Annotated in this window: 28 protein-coding genes; 19 read left to right on the top strand and 9 right to left on the bottom strand. The window is 48.3% G+C overall.

The window, feature by feature from the left end; translation table 11 throughout:
- Positions 1–204 precede the first annotated feature (204 nt).
- Positions 205–1,674 (bottom strand): hypothetical protein, encoded by a 1,470-nt coding sequence (locus tag NE619_RS16785; protein WP_256133625.1) that lies wholly within the window; start codon positions 1,672–1,674, stop codon positions 205–207.
- A 176-nt stretch (positions 1,675–1,850) separates the two neighbouring features.
- Between NE619_RS16785 and NE619_RS16780 the strand changes: the two genes are divergently transcribed.
- Positions 1,851–2,480 (top strand): DUF1847 domain-containing protein, encoded by a 630-nt coding sequence (locus NE619_RS16780; protein WP_256133624.1) that lies wholly within the window; start codon positions 1,851–1,853, stop codon positions 2,478–2,480.
- Between the two features lie 85 nt (positions 2,481–2,565).
- Here NE619_RS16780 and NE619_RS16775 read toward each other — a convergent pair whose 3' ends face one another.
- Genes NE619_RS16775 through NE619_RS16765 form a run of 3 tightly spaced genes read right to left on the bottom strand, consistent with a single transcriptional unit; the run spans position 2,566 to position 3,835 of the window.
- Positions 2,566–3,039, bottom strand: a complete 474-nt coding sequence (locus NE619_RS16775; protein WP_256133623.1) for a hypothetical protein — start codon at positions 3,037–3,039, stop codon at positions 2,566–2,568.
- Positions 3,040–3,053: 14 nt separating this feature from the next.
- The gene (locus NE619_RS16770; protein WP_256133622.1) at positions 3,054–3,443 is read right to left on the bottom strand and encodes a hypothetical protein; all 390 of its coding nucleotides are present in this window, start codon (positions 3,441–3,443) and stop codon (positions 3,054–3,056) included.
- 20 nt (positions 3,444–3,463) lie between these two features.
- Positions 3,464–3,835 carry a PadR family transcriptional regulator gene (locus NE619_RS16765; RefSeq protein WP_256133621.1) on the bottom strand — a complete coding sequence of 124 codons (372 nt, stop codon included), beginning with the start codon at positions 3,833–3,835 and terminating at the stop codon, positions 3,464–3,466.
- Between the two features lie 339 nt (positions 3,836–4,174).
- Here NE619_RS16765 and NE619_RS16760 point away from each other — a divergent pair, with 339 nt between their 5' ends.
- From NE619_RS16760 to NE619_RS16735, 6 genes are all read left to right on the top strand, one after another.
- Positions 4,175–4,837, top strand: a complete 663-nt coding sequence (locus NE619_RS16760) for a hypothetical protein (protein WP_256133620.1) — start codon at positions 4,175–4,177, stop codon at positions 4,835–4,837.
- A gap of 141 nt (positions 4,838–4,978) precedes the next feature.
- Entirely contained in the window at positions 4,979–5,419 is a 441-nt protein-coding gene (locus NE619_RS16755; protein ID WP_256133619.1) for a hypothetical protein, read from the top strand.
- On the top strand, positions 5,394–6,071 hold the full coding sequence (locus tag NE619_RS16750; RefSeq protein WP_256133618.1) for a DUF6568 family protein: 678 nt from the start codon (positions 5,394–5,396) through the stop codon (positions 6,069–6,071). Before NE619_RS16755 ends, NE619_RS16750 begins: the two co-directional genes overlap by 26 nt.
- A gap of 81 nt (positions 6,072–6,152) precedes the next feature.
- Complete coding sequence (locus NE619_RS16745) at positions 6,153–6,542, top strand: hypothetical protein (protein WP_256133617.1); 390 nt, start codon at positions 6,153–6,155, stop codon at positions 6,540–6,542.
- Positions 6,523–8,475, top strand: a complete 1,953-nt coding sequence (locus NE619_RS16740; protein WP_256133616.1) for a hypothetical protein — start codon at positions 6,523–6,525, stop codon at positions 8,473–8,475. Before NE619_RS16745 ends, NE619_RS16740 begins: the two co-directional genes overlap by 20 nt.
- Entirely contained in the window at positions 8,472–9,080 is a 609-nt protein-coding gene (locus tag NE619_RS16735) for an ATP-binding cassette domain-containing protein (RefSeq protein WP_256133615.1), read from the top strand. The genes NE619_RS16740 and NE619_RS16735 overlap by 4 nt, the downstream gene beginning before the upstream one ends.
- Positions 9,081–9,251: 171 nt before the next feature.
- Here the strand turns inward: NE619_RS16735 and NE619_RS16730 are convergent, their stop codons facing one another.
- A complete protein-coding gene (locus tag NE619_RS16730; protein WP_256133614.1) occupies positions 9,252–9,668 on the bottom strand; it encodes a GNAT family N-acetyltransferase in 417 nt (138 codons plus the stop codon).
- Between the two features lie 151 nt (positions 9,669–9,819).
- Between NE619_RS16730 and NE619_RS16725 the strand changes: the two genes are divergently transcribed.
- The 3 genes from NE619_RS16725 to NE619_RS16715 are packed head-to-tail and all read left to right on the top strand — an operon-like array spanning position 9,820 to position 12,304.
- Positions 9,820–10,338, top strand: a complete 519-nt coding sequence (locus tag NE619_RS16725; protein WP_256133613.1) for an RNA polymerase sigma factor — start codon at positions 9,820–9,822, stop codon at positions 10,336–10,338.
- Positions 10,335–12,113 (top strand): beta-propeller domain-containing protein, encoded by a 1,779-nt coding sequence (locus tag NE619_RS16720; RefSeq protein ID WP_256133612.1) that lies wholly within the window; start codon positions 10,335–10,337, stop codon positions 12,111–12,113. The genes NE619_RS16725 and NE619_RS16720 overlap by 4 nt, the downstream gene beginning before the upstream one ends.
- A 53-nt stretch (positions 12,114–12,166) precedes the next feature.
- A complete protein-coding gene (locus NE619_RS16715) occupies positions 12,167–12,304 on the top strand; it encodes a hypothetical protein (RefSeq protein ID WP_256133611.1) in 138 nt (45 codons plus the stop codon).
- 111 nt (positions 12,305–12,415) lie between these two features.
- On the opposite strand, the gene NE619_RS16710 is transcribed toward NE619_RS16715, so the two are convergent.
- From NE619_RS16710 to NE619_RS16700, 3 genes are read right to left on the bottom strand one after another with little or no spacing between them, the layout of a single operon-like run.
- Complete coding sequence (locus NE619_RS16710) at positions 12,416–14,281, bottom strand: ABC transporter ATP-binding protein (RefSeq protein WP_330640824.1); 1,866 nt, start codon at positions 14,279–14,281, stop codon at positions 12,416–12,418.
- Positions 14,274–16,022 (bottom strand): ABC transporter ATP-binding protein, encoded by a 1,749-nt coding sequence (locus NE619_RS16705; RefSeq protein WP_256133610.1) that lies wholly within the window; start codon positions 16,020–16,022, stop codon positions 14,274–14,276. Before NE619_RS16705 ends, NE619_RS16710 begins: the two co-directional genes overlap by 8 nt.
- A 24-nt stretch (positions 16,023–16,046) precedes the next feature.
- Positions 16,047–16,577: a MarR family winged helix-turn-helix transcriptional regulator gene (locus tag NE619_RS16700; protein ID WP_256133609.1), complete on the bottom strand. Its 531-nt coding sequence runs from the start codon at positions 16,575–16,577 to the stop codon at positions 16,047–16,049.
- Between the two features lie 229 nt (positions 16,578–16,806).
- Between NE619_RS16700 and NE619_RS16695 the strand changes: the two genes are divergently transcribed.
- The 9 genes from NE619_RS16695 to hisIE are packed head-to-tail and all read left to right on the top strand — an operon-like array spanning position 16,807 to position 23,631.
- Complete coding sequence (locus NE619_RS16695; protein WP_256133608.1) at positions 16,807–17,934, top strand: ATP phosphoribosyltransferase regulatory subunit; 1,128 nt, start codon at positions 16,807–16,809, stop codon at positions 17,932–17,934.
- Entirely contained in the window at positions 17,928–18,548 is a 621-nt protein-coding gene (gene hisG, locus NE619_RS16690; protein ID WP_256133607.1) for an ATP phosphoribosyltransferase, read from the top strand. The genes NE619_RS16695 and hisG overlap by 7 nt, the downstream gene beginning before the upstream one ends.
- Positions 18,545–19,612: a histidinol-phosphate transaminase gene (gene hisC / locus NE619_RS16685; RefSeq protein WP_256133606.1), complete on the top strand. Its 1,068-nt coding sequence runs from the start codon at positions 18,545–18,547 to the stop codon at positions 19,610–19,612. Before hisG ends, hisC begins: the two co-directional genes overlap by 4 nt.
- 1 nt (position 19,613) lies before the next feature.
- On the top strand, positions 19,614–20,201 hold the full coding sequence (hisB, locus tag NE619_RS16680; RefSeq protein WP_256133605.1) for an imidazoleglycerol-phosphate dehydratase HisB: 588 nt from the start codon (positions 19,614–19,616) through the stop codon (positions 20,199–20,201).
- Between the two features lie 12 nt (positions 20,202–20,213).
- Positions 20,214–20,837, top strand: coding sequence for an imidazole glycerol phosphate synthase subunit HisH (gene hisH, locus NE619_RS16675; RefSeq protein ID WP_256133604.1), 624 nt, complete (start codon positions 20,214–20,216; stop codon positions 20,835–20,837).
- Between the two features lie 21 nt (positions 20,838–20,858).
- Positions 20,859–21,506, top strand: coding sequence for a DUF4825 domain-containing protein (locus NE619_RS16670; RefSeq protein ID WP_256133603.1), 648 nt, complete (start codon positions 20,859–20,861; stop codon positions 21,504–21,506).
- Entirely contained in the window at positions 21,507–22,217 is a 711-nt protein-coding gene (gene hisA, locus NE619_RS16665) for a 1-(5-phosphoribosyl)-5-[(5-phosphoribosylamino)methylideneamino]imidazole-4-carboxamide isomerase (RefSeq protein ID WP_256133602.1), read from the top strand.
- A gap of 12 nt (positions 22,218–22,229) precedes the next feature.
- Positions 22,230–22,985 (top strand): imidazole glycerol phosphate synthase subunit HisF, encoded by a 756-nt coding sequence (gene hisF, locus NE619_RS16660; protein ID WP_256133601.1) that lies wholly within the window; start codon positions 22,230–22,232, stop codon positions 22,983–22,985.
- Positions 22,986–22,995: 10 nt separating this feature from the next.
- On the top strand, positions 22,996–23,631 hold the full coding sequence (gene hisIE / locus NE619_RS16655) for a bifunctional phosphoribosyl-AMP cyclohydrolase/phosphoribosyl-ATP diphosphatase HisIE (RefSeq protein WP_256133600.1): 636 nt from the start codon (positions 22,996–22,998) through the stop codon (positions 23,629–23,631).
- A gap of 480 nt (positions 23,632–24,111) precedes the next feature.
- On the opposite strand, the gene NE619_RS16650 is transcribed toward hisIE, so the two are convergent.
- A partial coding sequence (locus NE619_RS16650) for a hypothetical protein (protein WP_256133599.1) occupies positions 24,112–24,528 on the bottom strand: 417 nt, incomplete at its 5' end.

The following is a 24,528-nucleotide window of genomic DNA, read 5'->3' as shown; positions in this document are numbered from 1 at the left end:
TGGGTTTGCGGGCCCTCGAAACCGTGAGGAGAGAAAATTTGTGCTACAGGCGCTTCCGGAGGCCGCAGGAACGTTGAAAAGTGCGTAACTTTTTGAAAAAAATGGGGAAAGTTACCGGGCCAGTTTTTTGTGCCTGGTAAGTTGCAGAAAAAACCCAGAGGGGCGGCGTCTGCCGCCCCTCTGGGTTTTCAAGTCATACTATTTTTACAGCTCGTCGGTGCCTTTTCTTCTGATCGTCAAGGCGCTGGCTCCCGCAGCCAATGCGGCCAGGAGGATCAGATAAAGAACGGTAAGTTCTGCTGCGCTGCTGTCGCCGGTTTGAGGAGATCCGGAAACATCCGATACCGATGCGCTGGCGGTCAGGAATTTATTGGCCCCATACTGGATCGAGGCGTCTACCGCCGGGTTTCCGCTGGCATCGAGGATCACCTGCATAGGCAGCATGCCCAACAAGTTATATGTACCGACTTTTCCTCCGCTAGGAGTGGCTACATGGCTTCCCTTGCTGATATTAATGCTGCGTCCGGCCATGAATGGAAAGGCGCGATCTTCATAATCGTACTTGCTGCTGCCGGCATATCCATAGGCTGTGACCTTTCCGCCTTTGGCAAGATCAATATTGATATCTCTGCCGGCCATAATCATAGCCATCGTAATGCCGGGCGGCAGATATTTGTTGCTCTTGGCGGTAACTACGGATTTTCCTTTGATATTCAGGTCGCGTACAGCCATAAAGGAACCTCCGTTGATGGTGGCGTCCTTAATATTCAGATCGTTAAAAGCCATAGCGCCCAAAGTCAGATCCAAACGGCTGTTTTTCGTACCGGTGAGGGTCACATCTCCTACGCCGATGATGGCATCAATGCGGTTTTTTCCTTTAATCCGGATCGTTAAATCGGAAAGAGCTTCTCCTTCCATATCCCCGGACATCAGGGCGATGAAATTGCTTCCATGATCCAGATTGTCAATGGTGATGGCGGTAACTGCCAGCGTGCAGAGAATTGCCAGATCATCGGTAGCCGTACCGCTGACGGTCATGCCGTCTTTCATAATTGTCAAAGTCTGTTCTTTTGCGTCATAGGTCCAGTCCTTCCCCTCAAGTCCCCCGGATACCTGGATTCCTGCTGCTGTGCTCTTGACTGTGGCAATGGTCTGAGGCTCTTCGGCCTGCGCCTGCCCTTTTGCGGCCCTGGGCTGTTCTTCCGGCTCAGCGCTTTCCGTTGCAGCCGCCGGTTTGGCCATCAGTGAAGCTTTCGCTTTGACCGGTGCTGACTCATCGGCAGGCGTGTTTTCTGCTTCAGTTTGGACAGCATTCTGCTCCGAAGCAGGTGGCGCTGTCGGCTCTGTGGGCGCCTGCTGCTGGTCTGTAGGAACAAGGTCCGGAGTGCTTTCTGCGGCCGGTTCCTGCTTCCCGCTGTCTGTGTTTTGCGTTTCCTTTACAACAGGCTTGGATTCCGACAAAGCGGAATTTTCACTGGCAGAGGGTGTCGATGGAGGCTGCGTGACAGTACTGGTGTCCGCAGAGTCCGAAGGCGTTTCAGCCGGCTGCGCGGCGGTAGGTTTTTCGGCGGGTTCCGCCGGTTGGTCTGCTTCCGCTGCCATAGCCATCTGCGGGATCATGGCGATCAGCAGACAGAGACAGACCGCGATAGAGATAAACTTTCTTCTTTTCATAACAATTCCTCCTAAAATAAAAGGGAGCAATATCTTGTTATTTATAGATTAACATACCCGGCCCCCGTTGCCAATGAATTTATTGATGGTATTAAATGGACGGTTTGGATTGCGGTCAACCGCAGAAGGCATGTATAATAGAAACCAGTAAAGCTTAGAAAGAAAAGAGGATAGTTATGAGCGAGAAAACTATGTCCTGCGTGGACTGCGCCGTACGAAACTGCGAATTTCTGGACCGGATGTATCCGGATTTCTGTTTGACCGAAAAGCTGACCGAAGAACAGGTTGAGGAAGTTTTAGCCTGCTATGGACAGGAGGATAACAAAAAGGCGATGATTGCAGCCGCTGAGGTGGAATCGGAGGGCTATTGCAAGGACTGCCGGGTGGAAGAGGTAATAAAATTTGCCAAAAAGATCGGCGCCAAAAAGCTGGGAATCGCTACCTGCGTTGGCCTCCTGCGGGAATCGAGGACGCTCACCAAGATACTGAGAAGCCACGGTTTTGAGGTTTACGGGGTTGCCTGCAAGGTGGGAGCGATTCCCAAAACTGCCGTGGGAATTGATAAAAAGTGCGAAGAGTTGGGCGTTTCCATGTGCAACCCCATTATGCAGGCAAAGCTTCTCAATGAAGCGGAAACGGACCTGAATCTGGTCATGGGTCTCTGCGTGGGGCATGACAGTTTATTTTACAAGTATTCGCAGGCACTGGCCACGACGGTGGTGACTAAGGACCGTGTTCTGGGCCATAATCCGGCAGCAGCGCTGTATACGGCGGAAAGTTATTATAAGAAGTTGATGGAGGAGTAGAAGAGCAGGGAAATTAAAAAAGACAACGGACAGGAATGTTAGTTGTCTTTTTTAAATATGATAAATTATGGTCGTTTCAATCGCATTAAATGGAACTGATCGTTCCATTGGCGGAACATTTTAAACCAAACGGTGAAGGAACATGTTTTGTAAGGGACTTATATGTAAATGTACCATAACCTTTTACTGATGATCCGGATTCTATAGATCGTTTACTGGTACATTTCCAACCGCTTATAAAAATCTGAGAGCTTGGTGAAGAGGAGATAGCTTTAGCTGTTTTTCCGTTATACTGAAAGGTGCCCTTTAGAGAAAAACTCCAGGCCCTTTTTTTACTGGCATTATAGTAAGTATAAGTTCTAGTAGCAGATTTCTTTTTGGTTGTTGAATAAGGGGTTATTGACTGTTCAATGGCGGTCTCTATGGTTGCATAGGAACCATCGTCATAGTATTCATATTCAACATTTGCATTATCTGCTGATTCGGCGGCAAAACATGTAACACTTGAGGAAAAGGCCAGTACACTAATCATTAATAGAACTAAAATTAACTTTTTCATTTTACACCACATAATTATTCATTCGTTTCTTCGGGGGTAGATTCGTTTTCTACTATAATAACATCAGTCGCTATGCTTTGGGTCTGCATGGAAATTTGGATACAATAAATAATCACACCTGCTAATAGGACAAGAAGGCTTACGATAATAATAATGCGGATTCTTTTCTTATGAGCCAGTTTTTGGGGCGATATATCCATTGTATTCTCTAAAAAATCACTTGCAACTATTTCCGGCGAGCCGAATTGCCGCACTAGGTCATCAAAGGTACAATCCGGATAATGTAACAGGAATTCTGTTAAGTCTTCTCGCAAAGCGTTTAAAAACTCTTCTGATGGAGTCAGTTTGTAAAGCGCCTGTCGGACAGCCTCAATGTATTCATCAATAATTTGTACCTGATCCAATTGTAATACCTTTTCCTTTCTTAAGTTTCTTTAAGAATTTTTATGACAGATTCTGTTAAAGCGCCATATAATTTTTTTAACTCTGAGAGATATATTCGTCCTTCCGGTGTAATCGCATAATAATTCCGTACGCGGTTATCTTCAGATATTTCTTTTCTGCTTTCGACTACGTATCCTTGATCCTGCATTTTATTTAAAATGGTATATAATAGCGGCATTCTGTATTGCTGGTTGCTTCGTATAAGCGTTTCCTGGATAATTTCGTAAGCGTACATTTCACGCTCGGATAAAAGCTCAAGTACCAGCAATGGTGTAGTAGAGCGTTTAAATTGTGCTTCAAAGTTATTTAAATTACTTTGCTGAGGGCTTTCATCCTTTTTATCTTTTTTCACATATGAGATTCCTTTCCTGCGCAATATTTTGTTTATCCTATATTATCATATAGAATAAATCATGTCAAATGCTATAATATATAAATATATATATATTGTTGACATATATTTATTTAGCTTATATAATAAGACATGTAAAACCGCTGAATAAGCTTTACAGTTGACAAGGTATTACATAGAGGAACCTTATACGATAGGAAGTGGTGTAAAAGATAATAGAAATTGGAATAGGCTATTAAGTGTATGCCCGACAAAGACAGAAAGGAATGATGCGTATGAGATGATTAAACATTTTGCTGACCTAAAGTTTAATTAATTTGATACCAAAAGGAGGAAGTAATGAAAAATCTGCAAATAAGCCAAAAACATATCGTTTTCGTACTGTTGTCAGTAATTTTGTTTGCTGCAACAGCAACAGCAACTTTTTCGTATGCAACTGAGAATACCGCAGCCATGACGGAAAATACAAAGGACCACAGCGTACAGTATTACAAAGATGGGGTTCAGATCAGCGAACAGGAATATAAAGCGGAAACCGCCAAGGATGCGGTTAGCTTTTCCGATGCGTCTTTAAAACCGGAAACGTCCGATCCGATTATCGGTGAAGCATATGCAATCCTTCCAATGAAGGTAGAGACTACGGAAACAGGAAAAGCTACAAAGGCTGCTGCTGCCGAAAATGTACGAATCAATAGTTATGCCACATATAGCAAAACTAATGGTGTCGTTGTGCATAGTAAGTTATATATTGCTAGTGGACGTAAAGCGTTAAAAACGATGTCAGGCAAACTTAAATTTACGGTACGGGGGCAGGCTTTTTATAATGGATCTTATAAAGTCTCTAAAACATCTTACGTAAGCGCATTAACTAATACTAAGAATACAAAGGTAAAAGGCGACCCTGGATTTTCATTTTATATAAAAGATTCAGGAACCGGTACAGGAAAAAATCTTGTAGGCAAAAATTATAGCATCGAATACTTCTGCAAAATTCCAAAATAACAATTGACATAACTTCAAATTGCTATTAATATGAATGCCGCATGGAGATGATCTCTGCGGCATTTCATTATGTCAGCAGAGAATTCCGCATCCCATCGGAATATGGGAAATTGCCGGATAGTATTTAAGGGAGCAGGCAAAATGAACGCAAAGAATGTGCTTATTAAAATCATAAAAGTACTGATAGCAGCAGTTATTATCCTTATGGGGCAGCATTTTTTAGGAGGTATTGGCTGGGGTATGAAGGATTTAGACGGATATCCGTGGAGTATGGAGCTGGCCAGATTAATTAAAAACACTTTATATGGCTGTATTCTGGTTATATTCATCTTTGATAATGTTGAAATGAAACAAACAAAGTATAACCTCATACCATTAATTCTGTTGGGGCTTTTCTCCCTGGTAGACCTTCTTTTCTATACCAGACTGATAGCAGTGACACCTTACTTCATTCTGATTGCCTGTACCGGAAATTCAATGTATTTTCAGATACCATTTGGCATATGGCTGGCCTTGATGATTAAGGGGAAAATACGAACAGGAAAAGGAAATTCTTATGATAAGGACAACGGCAAAAATTAAAATAGCAATCAGTGTTTTTATTTGTTTCAGCATGATAGGAATCATGATATATAGCGGGTATTTTCGCGATGAGTATGTTCCGGCGGTATATATCCCTGACTTTATGACGGATATGAGCTGGATACTCCTGCTTGGATCGCCGGTTCTGATCCTGCTTAGCTGTTACGGATACAAACAAAAACCACCGGCAATCGTTGCAGGGATTGTTAACGTTTTTTGGCTAATCGCAGTGATTGTCTTTTGCGCATTTGTAATTTATGGCTATACATTGGTGAAGGACTATCCTCTGGGCGCGGAGGAAAAAGCTGACTATATAGCAAGTGAGCAGCTGATGGGAATCAACCTGGAGGACCTGGAAACTTGCGCGGAATCAGATGAGGAATGCCCGATCTATATTGGCAGCGATGATTGTCAGGCCTGTGCGGAATTTGAAAAAAATTTGATTGAGATCTTAGAAAAAAATCATACAAGCATCCCTGCTTATTATACAAATTTAGACCGGGACGGCGAAAAAAGCGAGACTATGAACGCTGTTTTAAAAAAGTACCAAGTGACATCCGTTCCGGCCCTTATTGTAGTGAAAAACGAGAAAACGATTAAGGCTTATTCGCCGGAGGATTTAGAAGGGGTTGCCGATTATTTTAAGTTGTGAAAAAACAATGGAATCGTTAAAAAGACCCGGGCGTTTGTGGGCCAGTGTTCTGTTGGATTAGGAAGGGGGGTATGAAGCTAAATGAAAAAAACAATAGTGACAGGGGTTATTATTGGAATCCTTTGCGTTTCGGGCATTTTCGCCTATGGTAATAACCGTGTTGAAACACCAGAAAAATCGAATTATCCAACAAATGAAAATGGAGCGTCTTACGGTGTGGCGCCTGATGCCGCAGGGGAAAAAGAGGAACCTGATTTGATTGCAGCGGTTGGTGAAAATGATGTTAAAGGGTATGTAAAAAAGTCTGATTTGGATAACGATGGTGATGTCAAAACACCGGAGGAAGCACTAAAAAGGCAAAAAGAGCTGGAGAAAAAAGAATATATTTCAATTCCTCTTTATAAAAACAATGGAAAGACGGTTATAGGAGAATTCAGGCTATCAACTCAAAATGAACAAAAATTATATTAGGTCAAACATAAAAATAACAAAATATATCCTGCGTGCGCTGCTCATTGTGATTGCGCTGACCTTTATCGGGGAACTGTATATATGGCATATATCGGACTTTGAAACAAAGTACAGTGGAATGACATTTTATCTGCAGAAGGGGACTTCACAGGAAAAAATGGTTGCCGATTTTTATGCGGCTTCCGATAAAACAGAGGTGGAAGTATTCACTGTGATACGTACTGTAAACAGTAGTTTTTCCGAAAAGGTGGATATTTATGGGACGCGAGGTGTAAAAAACTATTTGAAAAAAGACGCGGATATCGAAGACGGACAATTCGAAAGTGTTTTTTTAGGCAAAACAGATGTGAAGTTCCACCCGTTGGAGGAGATCCCGGACATATCAAAAATAGAAACCTATAAAGCAATTGGAAAAGAAAATAATCTTATAGCCTTTAAACAGGAATTGGTGGATCAATATGCAGGCGCATTTCCAGAACCGGGATATGCTTCGTCAAACGAAGCGCTGAATGTTGGCATGATATGGGCGGTCATCTTGACGCTGTTTCTTTTATCCACCCTGTACCGCACGGCCCTTCTGAAAAAAGAAGTAATCATTCGAATCGTTTCAGGGGAGCGGCTGACGGACTTTATGTTTTCCAAAGCGCTGACCGACACAGCCGCATATATACTTATCTTTATTATTGCAATTCCCGCAATGTGCTTTTTCACAAAGGCAGATTACAAATTGCATATCTCAATTTTCTGCATCATTATCTTTTTGGTGATAAATGCGGCTGCTTATGGACTGCTCCTTTTCACAAACTACAAGAAAGACATGTCGGGCAAGGACAGCGCCCGCAAAATATTAAAAGTGAGCTATTTATACAAGACCCTGTCTGTTGCGGTTGTGCTGATGATGCTTTCCGGTACGGCAGGCCTAATCTATCAGGGAGCCATGTGTTTTCAGCAAAGAGACTTTTTTAAGGAGCAGTCCGGCCGCTCCTACATTATGCTGTCCTCCCTGGACGATAAAAAATTTCAAACAGCAGAGGCCGCATGGGCAGGATTGTACCGGCAACAGTGCAAGGAAGGCAAGGCTTTGACACTGGTCGAGCTAGAGGATTTTGAAAGCGGCGATAGCAAATTTATTTATGCTGACAGTGGGGCCATTCCCTATCTGAGACAAGCAGTGCCTTCGTTAAAGGATGCGGATTTCAAACAGGGAAACGTCTATATTGTCAGCCCCGAAGGCACTTCAGAGGCAAAGTTAAAATCAGCGGAAAACACCCTGGAGGCGTATTATGACAAAGAGTGTGAAGCTGAACATGTTTCATACTCTGGGCATGCCAGGGTGGTCGGCTTAAGAAACGACGGCGAGATACGGAGCACCCTGAAAAAAGACCCGGTCATTCTCTTAAATAATGATTTCCCGGGGGCTGGCGAAACAGACGTATATATTACACAATCCACGATGTTCGACCTCACTTCCAGGGAGTGGGACCGGCTGGTGAAGGAGAACGGCCTTGAGGGTGAGATTGTCTATCGGACGGACGTATATGACAATTACCTGCATCAGTGGGAGCTTATGAAACGCGGCCTGCTGATCGGGATCGTTCTTGTAGGGATACTGCTGCTTCTGGAGGGCCTGCTGATCAATACGGTTTTATACTATGAGTATTATGTCCATGCCGAAGAGCTCAGCCTGAAAAAAATAATGGGTTACGGTTTGTTTGAGAGGAATAAGAAGATATTCAAATTAACGGGAATTTGCGGCGGGATAAGCTTGATTATAGCCGCGGCGGCGGCCTGGTTCACGGAAACGGCCCCCATTTCCTATATGGTTCTGGCCGGGGGTACCATGCTCTTTGTGGAGCTGCTGTTGGTTATCAGGCACATTGTCCGCCTGGAGCGTGTAGGCATCCAAAAGATATTGAAGGGAGGGTCAATATGATAAGAATTGAACAAGTGCATAAAGCCTTTGGTGAGCATGTGTTATTTGAAGATTTTAATATGGAGATTGAAGACGGTGACTTCGTAGTGTTTTCCGGCCCCAGTGGCTGTGGAAAAACGACTCTCCTGAATATGATCGGCGCATTGGAGCCTTTCGATGCGGGCGCGATTCTTGTAGATGACCTGGACATCAGCAAACGAAAAAACCAGCTTTACTATTTTAGTGAAAAGGTTGGATTCCTGTTTCAGAACTTCGCGCTGATGGAGGAAAAAACGGTAAAAGAAAACCTGGAAATCATAAAAGAAAAAAACCGCTCCAAAATCACGATCAAACAGGCCTTAAAAGGCGTTGGCCTGGCAGAAAAGCTGGACAGCAGCGTTTATACCTTATCAGGGGGAGAACAGCAGCGTGTCGCTCTAGCGCGCCTGCTGCTCAAAAAGTGCGATTTGGTCCTTGCCGACGAGCCAACGGGCTCTTTGGACAAAGCAAACGCAGCTATAGTCATGAATATTATTAAAGCATTGAATCAAATGGGAAAGACCATCATTTTAGTCACCCATGATGAAGAAATAAAAAAGCAAGGAAAGCGAGTTGTCAACCTATGAGGCACCGCCCCCACTGTACCCGCTGAAAAATTCATATTTTGCGACCAAGGCGTTTCTTTTGGGCAAATGGTCGCGGAAAAAACGAAGAAAACAGGGATTTGGTCGCAAATCCACAAATCCTCAAATTCGCAAACCCGCGGGCTTGACAGTGCGAAGAAGCTGTAAAGCCCCCTACCCATTAATCCACCGCACCATCCCGGCCCCCATACGGTCATTGGGGCGCGTTTCAAATCCCAGCTTTTCATAAAAACCCTCGTTTCCGGGGGTCGCCATCAGGTTGACCATGACGCAGCTGCCGTCCTCTCCCAGAGCATCGATCCAGCTGTTTACATTTACCATGAGCGCCCTGCCAATGCCCTGCCCCTGATATTGGGGAAGCACCATCACATCCACGATCAAAGTCATATAGCCGCCGTCGCTGATGACCCTGGCCATACCCACCGGCTTGTCTCCATCCCAGGCGGACGTCAGATACGCGGAGTTTTTCAGCCCTCTTTCCGCCTGAACAGAATTCAGCTGTTTCCAGCCCACCGCCAGTCTCAGCTTATTGTAATCTTCCGTAGAAATCGTATTCTTGTAAACGATCATTTAACTTCTCCTTTTTATTTGCTATCATAAGTATATGCTGAAAAGAAATCCCGCGCAAGGAGCCGCATTGCCTGCACAATTATTTTATTTTGCTGCAACAGTTGGGGCATGCAGGGGATCTAATAAATGAAAAGAAGGAAGGAGACCGGCCATGAATATCGATCGCGAAGAACTGGTTCGGCAGGCCAAACGAGGGAAGGCGGAGGCGTTTGCCGCGCTGTACGAAGATATCTACATGGATCTGTACAGGTTCGCTTTTTATACGCTGAAACAGCCACAGGACGCGGAAGACGCGGTCAGTGAGACGGTTACGACAGCTTTTGAAAAGATCCGGACGCTGAAAAAAGCAGAGGCCTTCAAAAGCTGGATGTTTCAGATCCTGGTCAATCAATGCAGAAAAAAACTGAACCGAAAAAGCAGGGATCAGGAATTAAAGCTGGAAAAGGAGCCTTACAGCGAAACGGACCCCAGTCTGCCGCTGAGTCTGAGGGAGGCCTTCGGGCAGCTCAGCGGGCAGGAACGGATGATGATTGCGCTTTCCGTATTCGGGGGCTACCGGAGCAATGAGATCGGGGAACAGATGCAGCTTCCCGCAGCCACCGTGCGCTCCAAAATGAGCAGGGCCTATGGGAAGCTGCGGAAGTTTCTGGGAGAGGAGGAGTCTAAATGAAGGAGAGGGAGCTGGAAGAAAAACTGCGCCAGGACGGAGAAAAGCTGGAGATACCGGAGAGCCTGGGGCCGCAGCAGATACAAAAAAAGCTGGAGAACGCCGCCCGCACAAAGCGCCGTCCATGGATACGGGCAATCGCCGCAGCCGCAGCGCTGGTTTTGGTAGCTGGCAGCGGATTGCTGCTGAGTCATATGAAGGGGGAAGAAGGACAAGATTACGGAGAGCTTTACAGTGCGGTTCGTGATCTCTCAGCTGAGAGGGACAATCAAGCCGGTGTTATGCTGATAGACCGGGCGGGAAGCGCGGGCTTAGAAAACTCAGCCAAGACCTATTCCGGCGAGGACGCGGCTACGGAATCCTTTTCCGATACCAACATTCAGGTGGAAGGTGTGGATGAGGGAGATATAGTCAAAACCGACGGGGCCTATATTTATATTTTGGACCGGGACTACGCTTCCGTATCAATCGTTAAGGCCGAGGACGGCAATGCGGATATCCGCGCTGTGATTTCCCTGGAAGATGACCTTACTGCCCAGGATCTCTATGTGGCAGAAGACCGTCTGTCGGTCATCGGTACTCGTCACACGGATGGGGTGGATGGAGAGACGACGGCAGTGACCTACAATATTAAGGACCGCCGAGCGCCTGAGAAAGCAGGAAGCGTGACTCAAAGCGGCCAGCTGAATACCAGCAGGCGGGAAGGCAGCTATCTGTATATTTTCAGTAACTTCTACCCGCAAGTTCCCGAAAGCGAAAAAAAGATCGAGCAATATGTGCCACTGGTAAACGGGAAAGCTCTTAAAATGCCGGAGATCGTTCTGCCTGAGAAGCCTCGGACTGCGCAATATCTGGTCATGACTGCCATTGACCTTGAAAATCCCGATCGGGCCTGCGACAGGGAGGCCGTTCTTTCATCGGGGGACACCTTTTATGTGAGCAGGGAAAACATATACGCTGCCTCAGACCGGGGGCCGGACACAAAGACGACGGAAATCCGCAAGTTTTCCTACAAGGACGGCAAGATCCAATATCAGGCCGCCGGCAAAGTAAAGGGCTATTTCAACGATTCCTTTTCCATGGACGAATACAGGGGCAGCCTGCGGATGGTTACCACCCTTGACGGGTCCTCGGGAAGCACCTGCAATAACGTATACGTTCTGGACAAAAATATGAAGGAAACGGGAAGCATCCTGAAACTGGCGAAAGACGAGCGAATCTACTCGGCCAGATTCTTAAAGGACATGGGGTATTTCGTAACCTACCGGCAGACGGACCCGCTCTTTTCCGTGGATCTGTCCGATCCCAAAGCTCCGAAGATAATAGGGGCCCTGAAGATTCCGGGCTTTTCCCAGTACCTGCACTTTTATGGAAAGGACCATCTCTTGGGAATTGGGCAGGCTTCCGGCGAGAATGGCGTCACAGCGGGCGTAAAGCTGTCGATGTTCGATATCAGCGATCCCGCCGATGTTAAGGAAGAAAGCACCCTTGTCATAAAGAATACCTACGATGCGGAGGTCCTCAGCAACCACTGGGCTGTCATGATTGATCCGCAGAAAAACATCTTCGGTTTCGCAGCCAGCGGAGAAAAGGGCGCTTCCTACTATATCTACCGCTATGACAACGGCTTCCGGCAGATGCTGGCCGCTCCGACAGGAAACAGTTCCCACAACGTTCGGGGTTTGTACATCGGAGACGTGTTTTATCTGGTGCGGACCGATGAGATTACAAGCTACCGGATGAGCGACTTTCAAAAAATCGCTTCACTGAAAATTTAGGGGAATAGGATGGAGGGATACGGTCCATAATCCTTATAGAAGGAGGTATAGAAATGAGTTATACATATAAATTGGACGAAAAGGGAATCCCCTATAGAGCTGCCGTGGCGGCAGGACGGGGAAATGAGGGGGATTCGGATCTGTTACCCCACAGCGGAGAACTGGAAAACTTCCACCTGTATCTTTTCTAACGGTCAGGCCCGTTCAGATAGAGAGCCTTTCTAAATACAAACTTTTGACCCGCATCAAAACAAAGGGGGCTGCAAGCTGCAGCCCCCTCTAATTTTTGTTCAAATAGAAATCTATTCCTCATGGAACTGGCTGTTATAAAGATTGGCGTAAAACCCGTCTTTTGCCAGCAGATCTTCATGGGTGCCCTGCTCGATGATATCCCCGTGATTCATGACAAGAATCATATCCGCGTCGCGGATCGTGGATAAACGATGGGCAATGATAAAGCTGGTCCTGTTTTCCATCAGATTGGCCATAGCCTGCTGTATCTGTGTTTCCGTTCTGGTGTCCACAGAGCTGGTAGCTTCGTCGAGGATCATGATGGGAGTATCGGCCAGAATCGCCCGGGCGATCGTCAGAAGCTGTTTCTGACCCTGAGAAATATTCGTAGCTTCCTCATTGATCTCCATATCATAGCCCTTTGGCTGCGTCTTGATAAAGTGATGGATATGGGCAGCCTTGGCTGCTTCCTCCACTTCCTGATCGGTGGCAGTCATTTTTCCGTAACGGATGTTTTCGCGGACGGTTCCGCTGAAAAGCCACGTATCCTGCAGGACCATGCCAAAGATGCTTCGCAGATCCTTTCTGGAATAGTCCTTAATATCGTGTCCGTCCACCATGATGCGGCCCTGATTCAGCTCGTAAAAACGCAGCAGCAGTTTGACAATGGTGGTTTTTCCAGCGCCCGTAGGACCGACGATGGCGATTCTCTGGCCTGGTTTGACATTAAAGTTAAAGTCCTTGATAATCAGCTCGTCGTCATTGTAGCCAAATCCGACGTGTTCAAAGGTCACTTCGCCGCGGAGAATGTCCCTGTTGAGCGGCAGCGTGTTTTTCGAAGAACCATCGGCAGCCACATCGGCGGAGATATCCTCCTCGTCCTCAGCGATGAATTCGAATACCCGTTCAGCCGCCGCGGCCGTGGACTGCAGCAGGTTTGCCACATTAGCCACCTGTGCCACCGGCTGGTTGAAGGAACGAACGTACTGAATGAAAGCCTGTATGTTTCCGATGGTAACGGTACCCTTCAGCGCCAGGTGGCCTCCCAGGATACATACTGCCACATAGGCCAGGTTTCCTACGAAATTTGTCAGAGGCATCATCAGACCCGAGAGGAACTGAGACTTCCATGCCGATTCGTAGAGCTTCTCGTTATAGTGGTCGAAAATTTCCTCGGAATTGGCCTCCTGGTTGAACGCCTTAACGATCGTATGGCCGGTGTACATTTCTTCCACGTGGCTGTTGACTTCGCCCAGATACTTCTGCTGGTTCTTAAAATGCCCCTGTGTTTTGCCGATGATCAGCCGAATAATCAGCATGGAAAGCGGCAGAACCACCAGAGCGGTAATGGTCATCAGCAGATTAATGCGGATCATCATTACTAAAATACCGATGATGGTAGTGACGCTGGTGATCATCTGCGTCAAACTCTGAGACAGCGTCTGGTTGACCGTCTCGATATCGTTTACCACGCGGCTCTGAATTTCGCCGTGGGTCTTGCTGTCAAAATATTTTAACGGCAGCCGGTCCATCTTTTCCGACATGGCCCGCCGCAGGTTATAGATAACCTTTTGCGAAACGCCGGCCATGATGTAGCCCTGTACGGTTGAAAAGATGAAACTCAGACCGTAGAGGACGATCAGAAAGATCAAAATCTTCAGCAAAGCGGTAAAATCAATGCCTGCCTTGGACATTAGCCCCTTAACCACTTCGTCCGTAGCGTTTCCCAGAATCGTCGGAGAGACGATACTGAAAATGGTGCTTGCGATAGCAAAGATAAAGACGACTGCCACTGCGAGGCTGTGGGGCCGCAGATAAGACAGCAGTGTTTTCATAGTGCCCTTGAAGTCTTTGGCCTTTTCCCCCGGCATCATTCCGTGGGGGCCGCCGCCTCCGGGCCCTTTTCTGCGTTTTGGTCGCATGTTTGTGTTAGCCATTGATATGCGCCCCCTTTCCCAATTCTTCTTCGCTCAGCTGTGAGGAAGCGATTTCCTGGTAAACCCGGCAGCTTTCCAGGAGTTCCTGGTGCGTACCGATTCCGGCAACCTTCCCTTCATCGAGGACAACGATCTTATCGGCGTCCATAATAGTGTTAATTCTCTGAGCGACAATAATCATCGTGCTTCCGCCGACCTTTTCCTTCAGCGCTTCCCGAAGAGCGGCGTCCGTCTTAAAGTCCAGAGCGGAAAAGCTGTCGTCGAATATATAGATCTGCGGCTTTTTCACCAGCGCACGGGCAATGGACAGCCTCTGCTTCTGCCCGCCGGAAACTGTGGTTCCCCCCTGAGCCACAGGCTCGTCAAAGCCTTCTGTTTTTTCTTCAATAAAGGTCATGGCCTGGGCTGTGCGGGCGGCTTCGCTCAAATCTTCAGGCGAAGCATCCTCTTTTCCGTATTGAAGGTTGGAAGCGATGGTCCCCGAGAAGAGCACGCCTTTCTGCGGAACATAGCCGATTGCATCCCGCAGACTCTTCTGCGAGATGTCGCGGATGTCCGTTCCATCTAAAAGAATCTTACCCTCGGTGACATCGTAAAAGCGTGGAATCAAACTGATTAAGCTGGATTTTCCGCTGCCGGTTCCACCGATGATCGCCGTCGTTTCTCCGGGATTTGCCACAAAGCTGATATTGGAAAGCGTCCGCTCTTCCGCATCCGGATAGGCGAAGGAAACGTCTCTGAATTCCACAACGCCGGCAGGGTGGGAAATCTCTTTGCAGTCGGGAGCATCTTCAATGGTCGGTTTTACCGACAGAACAGCTCCGATTCTCTGACCGGAAACAGCGGCTCTCGGAATCATAATGAACATCATCGTGATAAAGAGGAAGGACATGATGATCTGCATGGCGTACTGCATGAAAGCCAGCATATCGCCGATCAGCAGGTTCTGCGCGTCGATCAGCTTGGCGCCCACCCAGACGATGAGGATGCTGGAAAGGTTCATAACCAGCATAAGGGCCGGCATCATAAAGGACATGGCGCGGTTGACGAACATGTTGATCTTCTTGAGATCCACATTGGCTTTATCAAAGCGGTCTTCCTCATAGGGCTCGGAAGTAAAGGCCCGCACCACCAGCAGCCCGGACAGACGTTCCTGCATAATCAGATTGATCCGGTCCAGCTTTGACTGCAGGACCTTGAATTTCGGCATTACCAAAATAAAAGCAAGACCCATGATCAAAAGGATCACCAGCACGGCCAGGGCGATGGTCCAGGAAAGCGGTACACTGGTGCGCAGCGCCTTGATTACGGCACCGATTCCCATGATCGGCGCGAAGAAGGCCATCCTCAGAATCATAACCGTGGACTGCTGTACCATCTGTACGTCATTGGTGGAACGGGTAATCAATGACGCAGTGGAGAACTGTTCCAGCTCAGCGGCTGAGAAGGCGGTGACTCTTTTAAAAAGCGCTCCGCGGATATCTCTGGAGGACTTGGCCGCAACCCGTGCGGAAAACAGGCCCGCCAGTCCGGTACAGAGTACCACCGCCAGAGCTACAAGGAGCATCAAACCCCCCGTCTTATAAATGTAAGGCATACTTCCCTTGATGATCCCATTGTTGATAATGTCGGACATGTATCCCGGCAGAGCCAGCTCGCACAGAGCTTGGCCGAAAAGCGCGGCAATGATCAGAAAAATAAATGGGATATAGGGTTTGTAGTATTTCAGCATTTCTTTCATATTGTAAAATCCCCTTTCTTTTGATTATCGAGACCGTTTGTCCGGCCCGGCAGGCGGCCTGCGCGAATGATCGCGGGGCGGTCTGCATCCCGGAGGCGGTCCCGGCTGTGTCAGTTCATGCCGATCCTCGCCGGCAGCTTCCAGTACGTTGTTGCAGGCAACGGTCACCAGATCCTTGAACAGCTTCTGCTCTTCGCCGGACATGTTCTGGGTCAGTATGCGGTCAAAGGACTTCATCGTCCTTTCAGCCGCAATGCGCAGTTCCCTCGCTTTTTCCGTGGGATAAAGCTCATATGCGCGCCGATCCCTTTTGCTCTGAATCCGCTGGATATAGCCCTCCTCGATCAGAGGACGGATGCCCTTAGCCACGGCTCCCTTATTAAGACGCAGATAGGAAGAAAGATCCTCCTGCGATATGCCGGGCTGCTTGCAGACACACATAATGTACCCCATTTGATGGCCGGATATTTTGAATTTTTTCAGTTCCTTGATATGATACAGGATACTGAACCTGTGTATAATCGAAAAACTGGTCAGATAGCTGTGATTTTCCATTTTACTGCCTCCCATACAGCAAATATAGTTGAACTGGCAACTATACTACTACAGCCCATAATAGTTGTCAAGGCAACCATTGTACCTTTTTGTAATTTTTCACAAAAAAATCATAAAAAGAACTGGACAATTGGTGTTCATATGCTATAATATCTCTTGTGCAAGTTAACGCTTTAGAACAGTATAGTGATAAAGAAATAAAATAAAGTCGATTGAAGAAGGGGACGCTATGAAATATAAAAAGGCAGAATTAAAACCGGATGAAAAGGCATGTCTGGAGCTGAGAGGGCTCTACGAACAGTACGGTTATAAAAAATATAAGATGAGCAAATTTGAGGAGTACAGCCTCTATGTGGAAAACAAAGACTTCCTCGCCAGCGATAAGGTCATCACCTTTACCGACCTGGACGGCAGGCTGCTGGCCCTCAAGCCGGACGTAACGCTGAGCATCATTAAGAACACCCAGGCGACCTTCGAGTGTAACGAAAAGCTCTATTACATTGAAAATGTTTACCGGGAAAGCAGAGAGAGCCACACCTTTAAGGAAATCAGCCAGATGGGTCTGGAATACATCGGCAAAGTAGACGCTTACTGTATCACGGAGGTAATTGCCCTGGCTGCCAAGAGCCTGCGGGCTATCAGCAAGGACTACATCCTGGAAGTGGCGCACATGAGCTTTGTGGTAGAGCTTTTGCAGAGCCTCCAGGTGGCGGAGCATACAAAGCTGAAACTGCTTACTCTGATCAGAAGCAAAAACGTCGATGGGCTGAGAAGGACTGCCGAGCGGGCGGACCTTTCCGAGCTGCAGGTGGAAAGCCTGTGCAGGCTGCCGTTCCTCTATGGGGACGTGACAAAGACCATCCGGGAAGCGAAGAAGATTTCCCTGAATAAAGCCATGGACAGAAGTCTGGATGAGCTGGCTCAGGTCTACGAAGCGCTCAAGGCCCTGGGACTGGCAAAAAACATTCAGGTGGACCTCTCCATTGTCAATGATATCGACTATTATAACGGAATCATTTTTAAAGGATATATCAAAGAGCTGGGAAGATGCGTGCTGGCCGGCGGGCAGTACGATCAGGCCATGGCCCTCCTGGGCAAGAAGGTGGATGCCATCGGGTTTGCCCTTTACTTAAATGAAATCAATCGCATCGCAGAGGAAAAGGTCCTGTACGATGTGGACGCAGTGATTATCTATTCCTGCGGCGAGGATGTGGTGGCCGTTGCCCGCGCCGTTCAGGAGCTGCAGAAGGAGGGGCTGAGCGTGCGGGCGGAAAAAGCAGTGCCCCCCAATGTGCGCTACAGAGAACTTTACAGGCTGGAGAACGGGCTTTTGAAAAAGGAGGAGACATCATGCTAAACATAGCGCTGCCGAAGGGAAGGCTGGGCGACCAGGTATACGGAATGCTCAGAGATGCGGGATATGACTGCCCCGCCTATGAAGATAAAAACAGACTGCTGGTGTTGGAAAGCCCGGAAAAGGGCGTGCGCTATCTGCTGGTAAAGCCCAGCGATGTGGCCATCTATGTGGAACATCACGCGGCAGACGTGGGAATCGTGGGAAAAGATATCCTTTTGGAATCCTGTCCCGATGTCTACGAGCTGCTGGATCTGAATATCGGAAAATGCCGCATGGCGGTGGCCGCGCCCAAGGGCTATGTGGAGGACACGGACCGGACTCTGCGCATTGCCACCAAATACGTGAATATCGCCAAGCAATTCTATTCGGAAAAAAACCGGGACATCGAAATCATCAAGCTCAACGGAAGCATTGAGCTGGCGCCGATCCTGGGGCTTTCCGACGTGATCGTGGACATCGTGGAAACCGGCGGTACTTTGAAGGCCAACAATCTGGAAGTTATTGAAGAGTTTAAAACCATCAGCGCCAGATTCATCGCCAACAAATCCAGCTTTAAATTTCAGAATGAAATCATCAGCGATATGATGCAGAAACTTGGAGAAGCAGTAAAATGAGTAAATTCCTGAGAGAACAATACCAAAACCTGGAGCCTTACACTCCGGGCGAGCAGCCGAAAACGGACAATCTGATCAAACTCAATACCAACGAAAACCCCTACGGCCCGGGCCCGCGGACGAAAGCGGCCATCAGCGGCGAGCAGGTGAGCAAACTAATGCTTTATCCTGACCCGGAGGCATCGGAGCTGGTGGAGGCAATTTCTCAATATTATGAATTGGAGAAAGAACAGGTCATGGTGGGAAACGGATCGGACGAAATTCTGGCCTTTTCCTTTATGGCTTTTGCCAGCGAAGGGGCCAAAGTATATTTTCCTGATCCCAGCTATGGATTTTACAAGGTTTATGCGGATATCTACCACTCCCGGGCAAACCCGGTCCCCCTGACAGAAGATCTGCGGATCAACCCGGATCATTATAAAAATTTAGACGGAACCATTATTATCGCAAATCCCAACGCTCCCACGGGAATTGCCCTGAATTTAAACGATATAGAGGCCATTCTCTCCAGCAACAGGAGCAACTTAGTTATAATTGACGAGGCCTACATTGACTTTGGGGCAAAAAGTTGCGTGCCTTTTTTGACGAAATATGATAATCTATTAGTGATACAGACTTTCTCAAAATCCAGGAGTCTGGCAGGCGCGAGGGTGGGCTTTGCCATGGGCGGCAAAGAAGTCATTTCCGACCTGAACCGAATCAAGTTCAGCTTTAACCCTTACAACCTGAACAGGCTGTCTATTTTAGCCGCGGCGGAGGCAATCCGCGATGAGGCGTATTTTCAGCAGACCAGACAGAAGATTATCCGTACCCGGGAGAAATTTACGGAAGAATTGAAAGCCTTGGGCTTCACGGTACTTCCCTCAGCGGCCAATTTTGTCTTTGCAAGGAGCGGCCGGCTTTCCGGGAAGGATTATTTTACCGGATTGAGAGAAAGGAACATATTGGTACGATACTTTGGGAAAGAGCCTATTTCTGATTTTGTAAGAATCACCATAGGCAGAGAAGAGGACATGGAACAGCTCATTTGTGCGACAAGGGAGCTGCTGGGGAAAGGAATTTGATATGAGAACCAGTCAGATCAGCAGAAAGACCGGAGAGACGGATATACAAATCGCTCTGGACATCGACGGCAGAGGGACCTTTGACATAGATACGGGCTGCGGATTTCTCAATCATATGATGGAATTGTTCGCCCGCCATGGACGCTTTGATCTTTCCATAAAGTGCAAAGGCGATAGCCACGTAGATGACCATCACACCACGGAAGATATCGGGATTTCCCTTGGACAGGCTTTTAAAGAGGCCCTGGCAGACAAGAAGGGAATAAGAAGATATGGTAATATGATGCTTCCCATGGATGAGACTCTCATCCTGTGCGCGCTGGACATCAGTGGGAGAGCGTGCCTGAATTTTGACGTTCAGATCCCCACGCAGAAAGTAGGGACCTTTGACACGGAGCTGGTGAAGGAATTTTTGACTGCGTTTTCCAGAGAAATAGGCCTGACGCTTCATTTGAAGATGATGGCCGGCGAGAACAGCCACCACATCATTGAGGCCGTTTTCAAAGCGCTGGCAAGGGCTTTGGCCCAGGCCGCCGCCGTTGATCCTGAGTACGCAGATGAGATCCCTTCGACAAAGGGCGTTCTTTAAGAAAGGTAAGACATGATTGCAGTAATTGATTATGGAGTTGGAAACCTGTTTTCTCTCACCGCTTCGCTGAAGTTTTTAGGTGCGGAGACCATCGTAACGAATAAAAAGGAAGACATTCTCGCAGCAGACAGGATTATCCTGCCGGGCGTGGGCGCGTTTGAAGACGCCATCGCCAAGCTGAGAGCCACCGGTCTGGTGGAGACTATTATAGAGGAAACCCGCAGGGGCAAGCCTCTTCTTGGTATTTGCCTGGGTATGCAGCTTCTCTTTGAAACGAGTTACGAATACGGTAAGCACCAGGGCCTGGGGCTGATTAAAGGTGAGATCGCTTCCATTGAAGAAGATCTTCCGAAACGCCCGGATGGTGAAAAACTAAAGGTTCCGCACATTGGCTGGAACAGTCTGAATCTGAAAGGCAGCGACCCCCTCTTTAAATACATCAAAGAGGGCGATTACGTGTACTACGTGCACAGCTTCTATGGTAAGAATTGTCTTGAGAATACTATCGCATCGTCCAATTACGATATCGAAATTACAGGAGCCGTTCGCAGCGGATCCGTGTATGGAACTCAGTTCCATCCGGAGAAGAGCGGTAACGTGGGGCTCAATATTCTCAGGGCCTTTATCGAACTATAACTGAATATAGGAGACAAGACCATGAAGAAAGTGCACAAGACCATCAATAAGAACATTAAGATGCTTCTTATCATCGCAGCGGCCACAGTCATTGCGATGGCGGTTTTACTGGTACTTATCGCGGGTAACGAAGAACGGAATCAGATTCCGACCGACCCCAGCAGAGCTACAGAAAAAAAGGAATCGGAGGCACCGACGGATGTTAACGAGACCACCGTGGCGACAGAGGAAGGCGTCTCGCAGCAGGCGCAGGTCCTTTACGACTCGAGAGTGGATGATATGAACGATCCCGCCGCAGTAGCAAAGCTTTTGGAGACCATTGATCTGAAGAAAAAGGTCGCCAACTACCGGGTTACGCTTTTGGTAAAAGAAAGCCCGAAGAGCATGACCATTACCTTTGATAAAACAGTATCCGAGGAAGGGAAGAAGGCGCTGGATGAAAACATGCAGAAATACGCGCAGCAGATTCTCGCTTTGACCAAGGACGCTGAAAAGGTACAGTGGGTGTACACGGTAGAAGGGGAAGACAAGAAAAAGGAAGATCGGACCGTCTATCATGATACAAGCGATGCGAAAAAAGTGCTGAACTACGATGTGAAAAAATACGGAGAATCGGCGAAGTCTGTTCAGGCTTTGCTGGATAAGCAGTACAGAAAGGATATTAGATAAATGGAGATATTCCCAGCGATTGATTTGAGAGACGGGCAGGCAGTGCGTCTGTTTCAGGGCGACTATGATCAGATGACCGTTTACAGCAAGAATCCGGCGGATGTGGCGCGGCAGTTTAAAGCCAAGGGCGCCAGGAACCTTCATCTTGTGGATCTGGACGGAGCTAAGGACGGCAGGCTCGTCAATTTTGAATCCATCCGGGAAATTATCGCGGATGTGGACCTTTTTGTCGAGGTTGGAGGCGGGATTCGTGATGAGGAGCGGATCAGGCAGTATCTGGACCTGGGCGTGGGAAGGGTTATCTTAGGAACCATTGCGGTAAAGGACCCGGCTTTTCTCGAAGAAATGGTGCGCAAATACGGGGAGAAGATTGCCGTTGGCGTAGACGTGAAGGACGGACTGGTCGCCATCAATGGCTGGAAGGAAGTTACAGATAAGGACGGCATGGAGTTCTGCCAATATCTGAGGGATATCGGCGTGAAAACCGTGATTTACACGGACATCTCCCGGGACGGAGGCCTGAAAGGCACCAACCTGGAAGCCTATAAAAAGCTGGCGCGGATCAAAGGCCTGAATGTCGTAGCCTCGGGAGGCATCAGCTTTGCGGAGGAAATAACGGCTCTGAAAGAGACGGTTTACGGCGCGATCCTCGGGAAGGCCCTTTACGATGGCCTTCTGGACCTGGAAACAGCTGTAAAGCTGGCGGAATAAGCAGGAGGAAACATGATTACAAAACGCATTATTCCCTGCCTTGACGTTAGAAACGGAAGGGTCGTAAAGGGAATTAACTTTGAAGGAATACAGGATGTGGCAGACCCGGTGGAAATGGCCCGTTTTTATAATGAGAGCGGAGCCGATGAACTGGTTTTCTACGACATAACGGCCAGCGTGGAGGAGCGGGCGCTGTTCTCCGATATCTTGGTGGACGTCGCTTCCCAGATTTTTATTCCCCTGACCGTCGGAGGCGGAATCAACACCCTGGACGATTTTGACCGGGTGCTGAAATGCGGGGCTGATAAGGTAAGCGTCAACAGCGGTGCGATCCGGAATCCGGATCTGATCGAGCAGGGCGCCAAAAAATACGGGGATCAGTGCGTGGTGCTCAGTATGGACATCAAGCGGGTGGACGGCGTTTTCAAGCTGTTTTCCAAAGGCGGCCGGGAAAATACCGGAATCGACGCTCTTCAATGGGCGGTGGACGGCGTCAATCGGGGCGCGGGCGAGCTGGTTGTAAACAGTATCGACACCGACGGCGTGAAGGACGGTTTTGATCTGGAACTTTTGGATGAGATCGCGGCCAGGGTATCGGTGCCGATCATCGCTTCGGGCGGAGCTGGTAAGATGGAGGACTTCTCCGAGCTGTTCCAGCACCCGGGAATCGATGCGGGCCTTGCCGCCAGCATCTTCCATTTTAAAGAGATCGACATTCGCGACCTCAAACAATATCTGAGAAAGGCAGGCGTAGAGGTACGCCTTTAAGGAAGGACTTATGGAATTGAAATTTGACGAAAAGGGCCTGATTCCTGCGATCGTGCAGGACTACTACACAAAACAGGTCCTGACGGTTGCATACATGAATCAGGAATCCCTGGATATTACCATGAAGGAGGGCTACACCTGCTTCTGGAGCCGCAGCAGATCCGAGCTGTGGAGAAAGGGCGAGACCAGCGGAAACCGCCAGAAAGTAGTCAGCATTACGGCCGACTGCGACCAGGACGCGCTGGTGGTAGAAGTGATTAAGGATGGCCCGGCCTGCCATACCAGGGAAGAAAGCTGTTTTTTCAATGAAGTTTACCAGGCGGAGGATGAAACGCCCTTTTCCTATGAAGGCCTGTACCAGATGATCAAGGGCCGCAAGACGCAGCCCAAAGAGGGCAGCTACACCACTTATCTCTTCGACAAGGGCATGGATAAAATTCTGAAAAAAGTAGGCGAAGAATGTACAGAAGTCATCATCGCCGGAGCGAAGGACGATAAGGAAGAAACGATCTATGAGATTGCTGACCTGGCTTATCACGTAATGGTTATGATGGTGCAGCAGGGCATCGAAATGAAGGACGTGACCGCAGAGTTGGCAAAACGCCACGTGGTAGACCACAAAGTAAAACAAGAACGAATGAAATAACTCCAATGGATTGCAGAAAACTGCCTTTTTTCTCAAAAGGGCAGTTTTTGTTTGCGTCTGCTTGTTGCGTTTGTCTGTTGCGGCTGCGAGTGCTTGTTGTGGCTGCGAGTGGCGGATTTGCGATCAAGGGGGCTTTCTGGGTGCGATGGTCGCGGGATTTCCTCGAGAAATCGGGAATTGGTCGCAACCCTGCAGCGGAAAGTGCTGGATTTGCGACCAAGGCAGCTTTCTGGGGCCAAAGGTCGCGAAATTTCCTCGAGAAATCGGGAATTGGTTGCAGCCCCGAGGCAATAAGTGACGAATTTGCGACCAAAGCAGCTTTGTGGAGCCAAAGGTCGCAGGATTTCCCCGAGGAATCAGGAATTGGTCGCAACCCCACGGCCGTAAGTGGCGACTTGCGACCAAGGTGGCTCTCAGGGTGCGATGGTCGCGGGATTTCTCAGGAAAATTGTGAATTGGTCGCAACCCCGCGGCGGTGAGTTACGGACCTGCGACCAAGGTGGCTTTCAGGGTGCGATGGTCGCGGGATTCCTCAGGAAAACTGTGAATTGGTCGCAACTCTGTAGCGGTAAGTGACGGATCTGCGACCAAGGAGGCTTTCCAGAGCCAATGGTCGCGGGATTCTTCAGGAAAACTGTGAATTGGTCGCAACCCTGCGGCGATAAGTGACGGATCTGCGACCAAGGCAGCTTTCTGGGGCCAAAGGTCGCGGAATTTCCCCGAGAAATCGGGAATTGGTCGCAGCCCCGAGGCAATAAGTGACGAATTTGCGACCAAGGCAGCTTTGTGGAGCCAAAGGTCGCAGGATTTCCCCGAGGAATCAGGAATTGGTCGCAACCCCACGGCGATAAGTGACGGATCTGCGACCAAGGCAGCTTTCTGGGGCCAAAGGTCGCG

The sequence above is a fragment of the Anaerovorax odorimutans genome (assembly GCF_024459955.1).
Taxonomy (GTDB): domain Bacteria; phylum Bacillota; class Clostridia; order Peptostreptococcales; family Anaerovoracaceae; genus Hominibacterium; species Hominibacterium odorimutans_A.
This window is presented reverse-complemented; position numbering and strand designations above follow the sequence as displayed.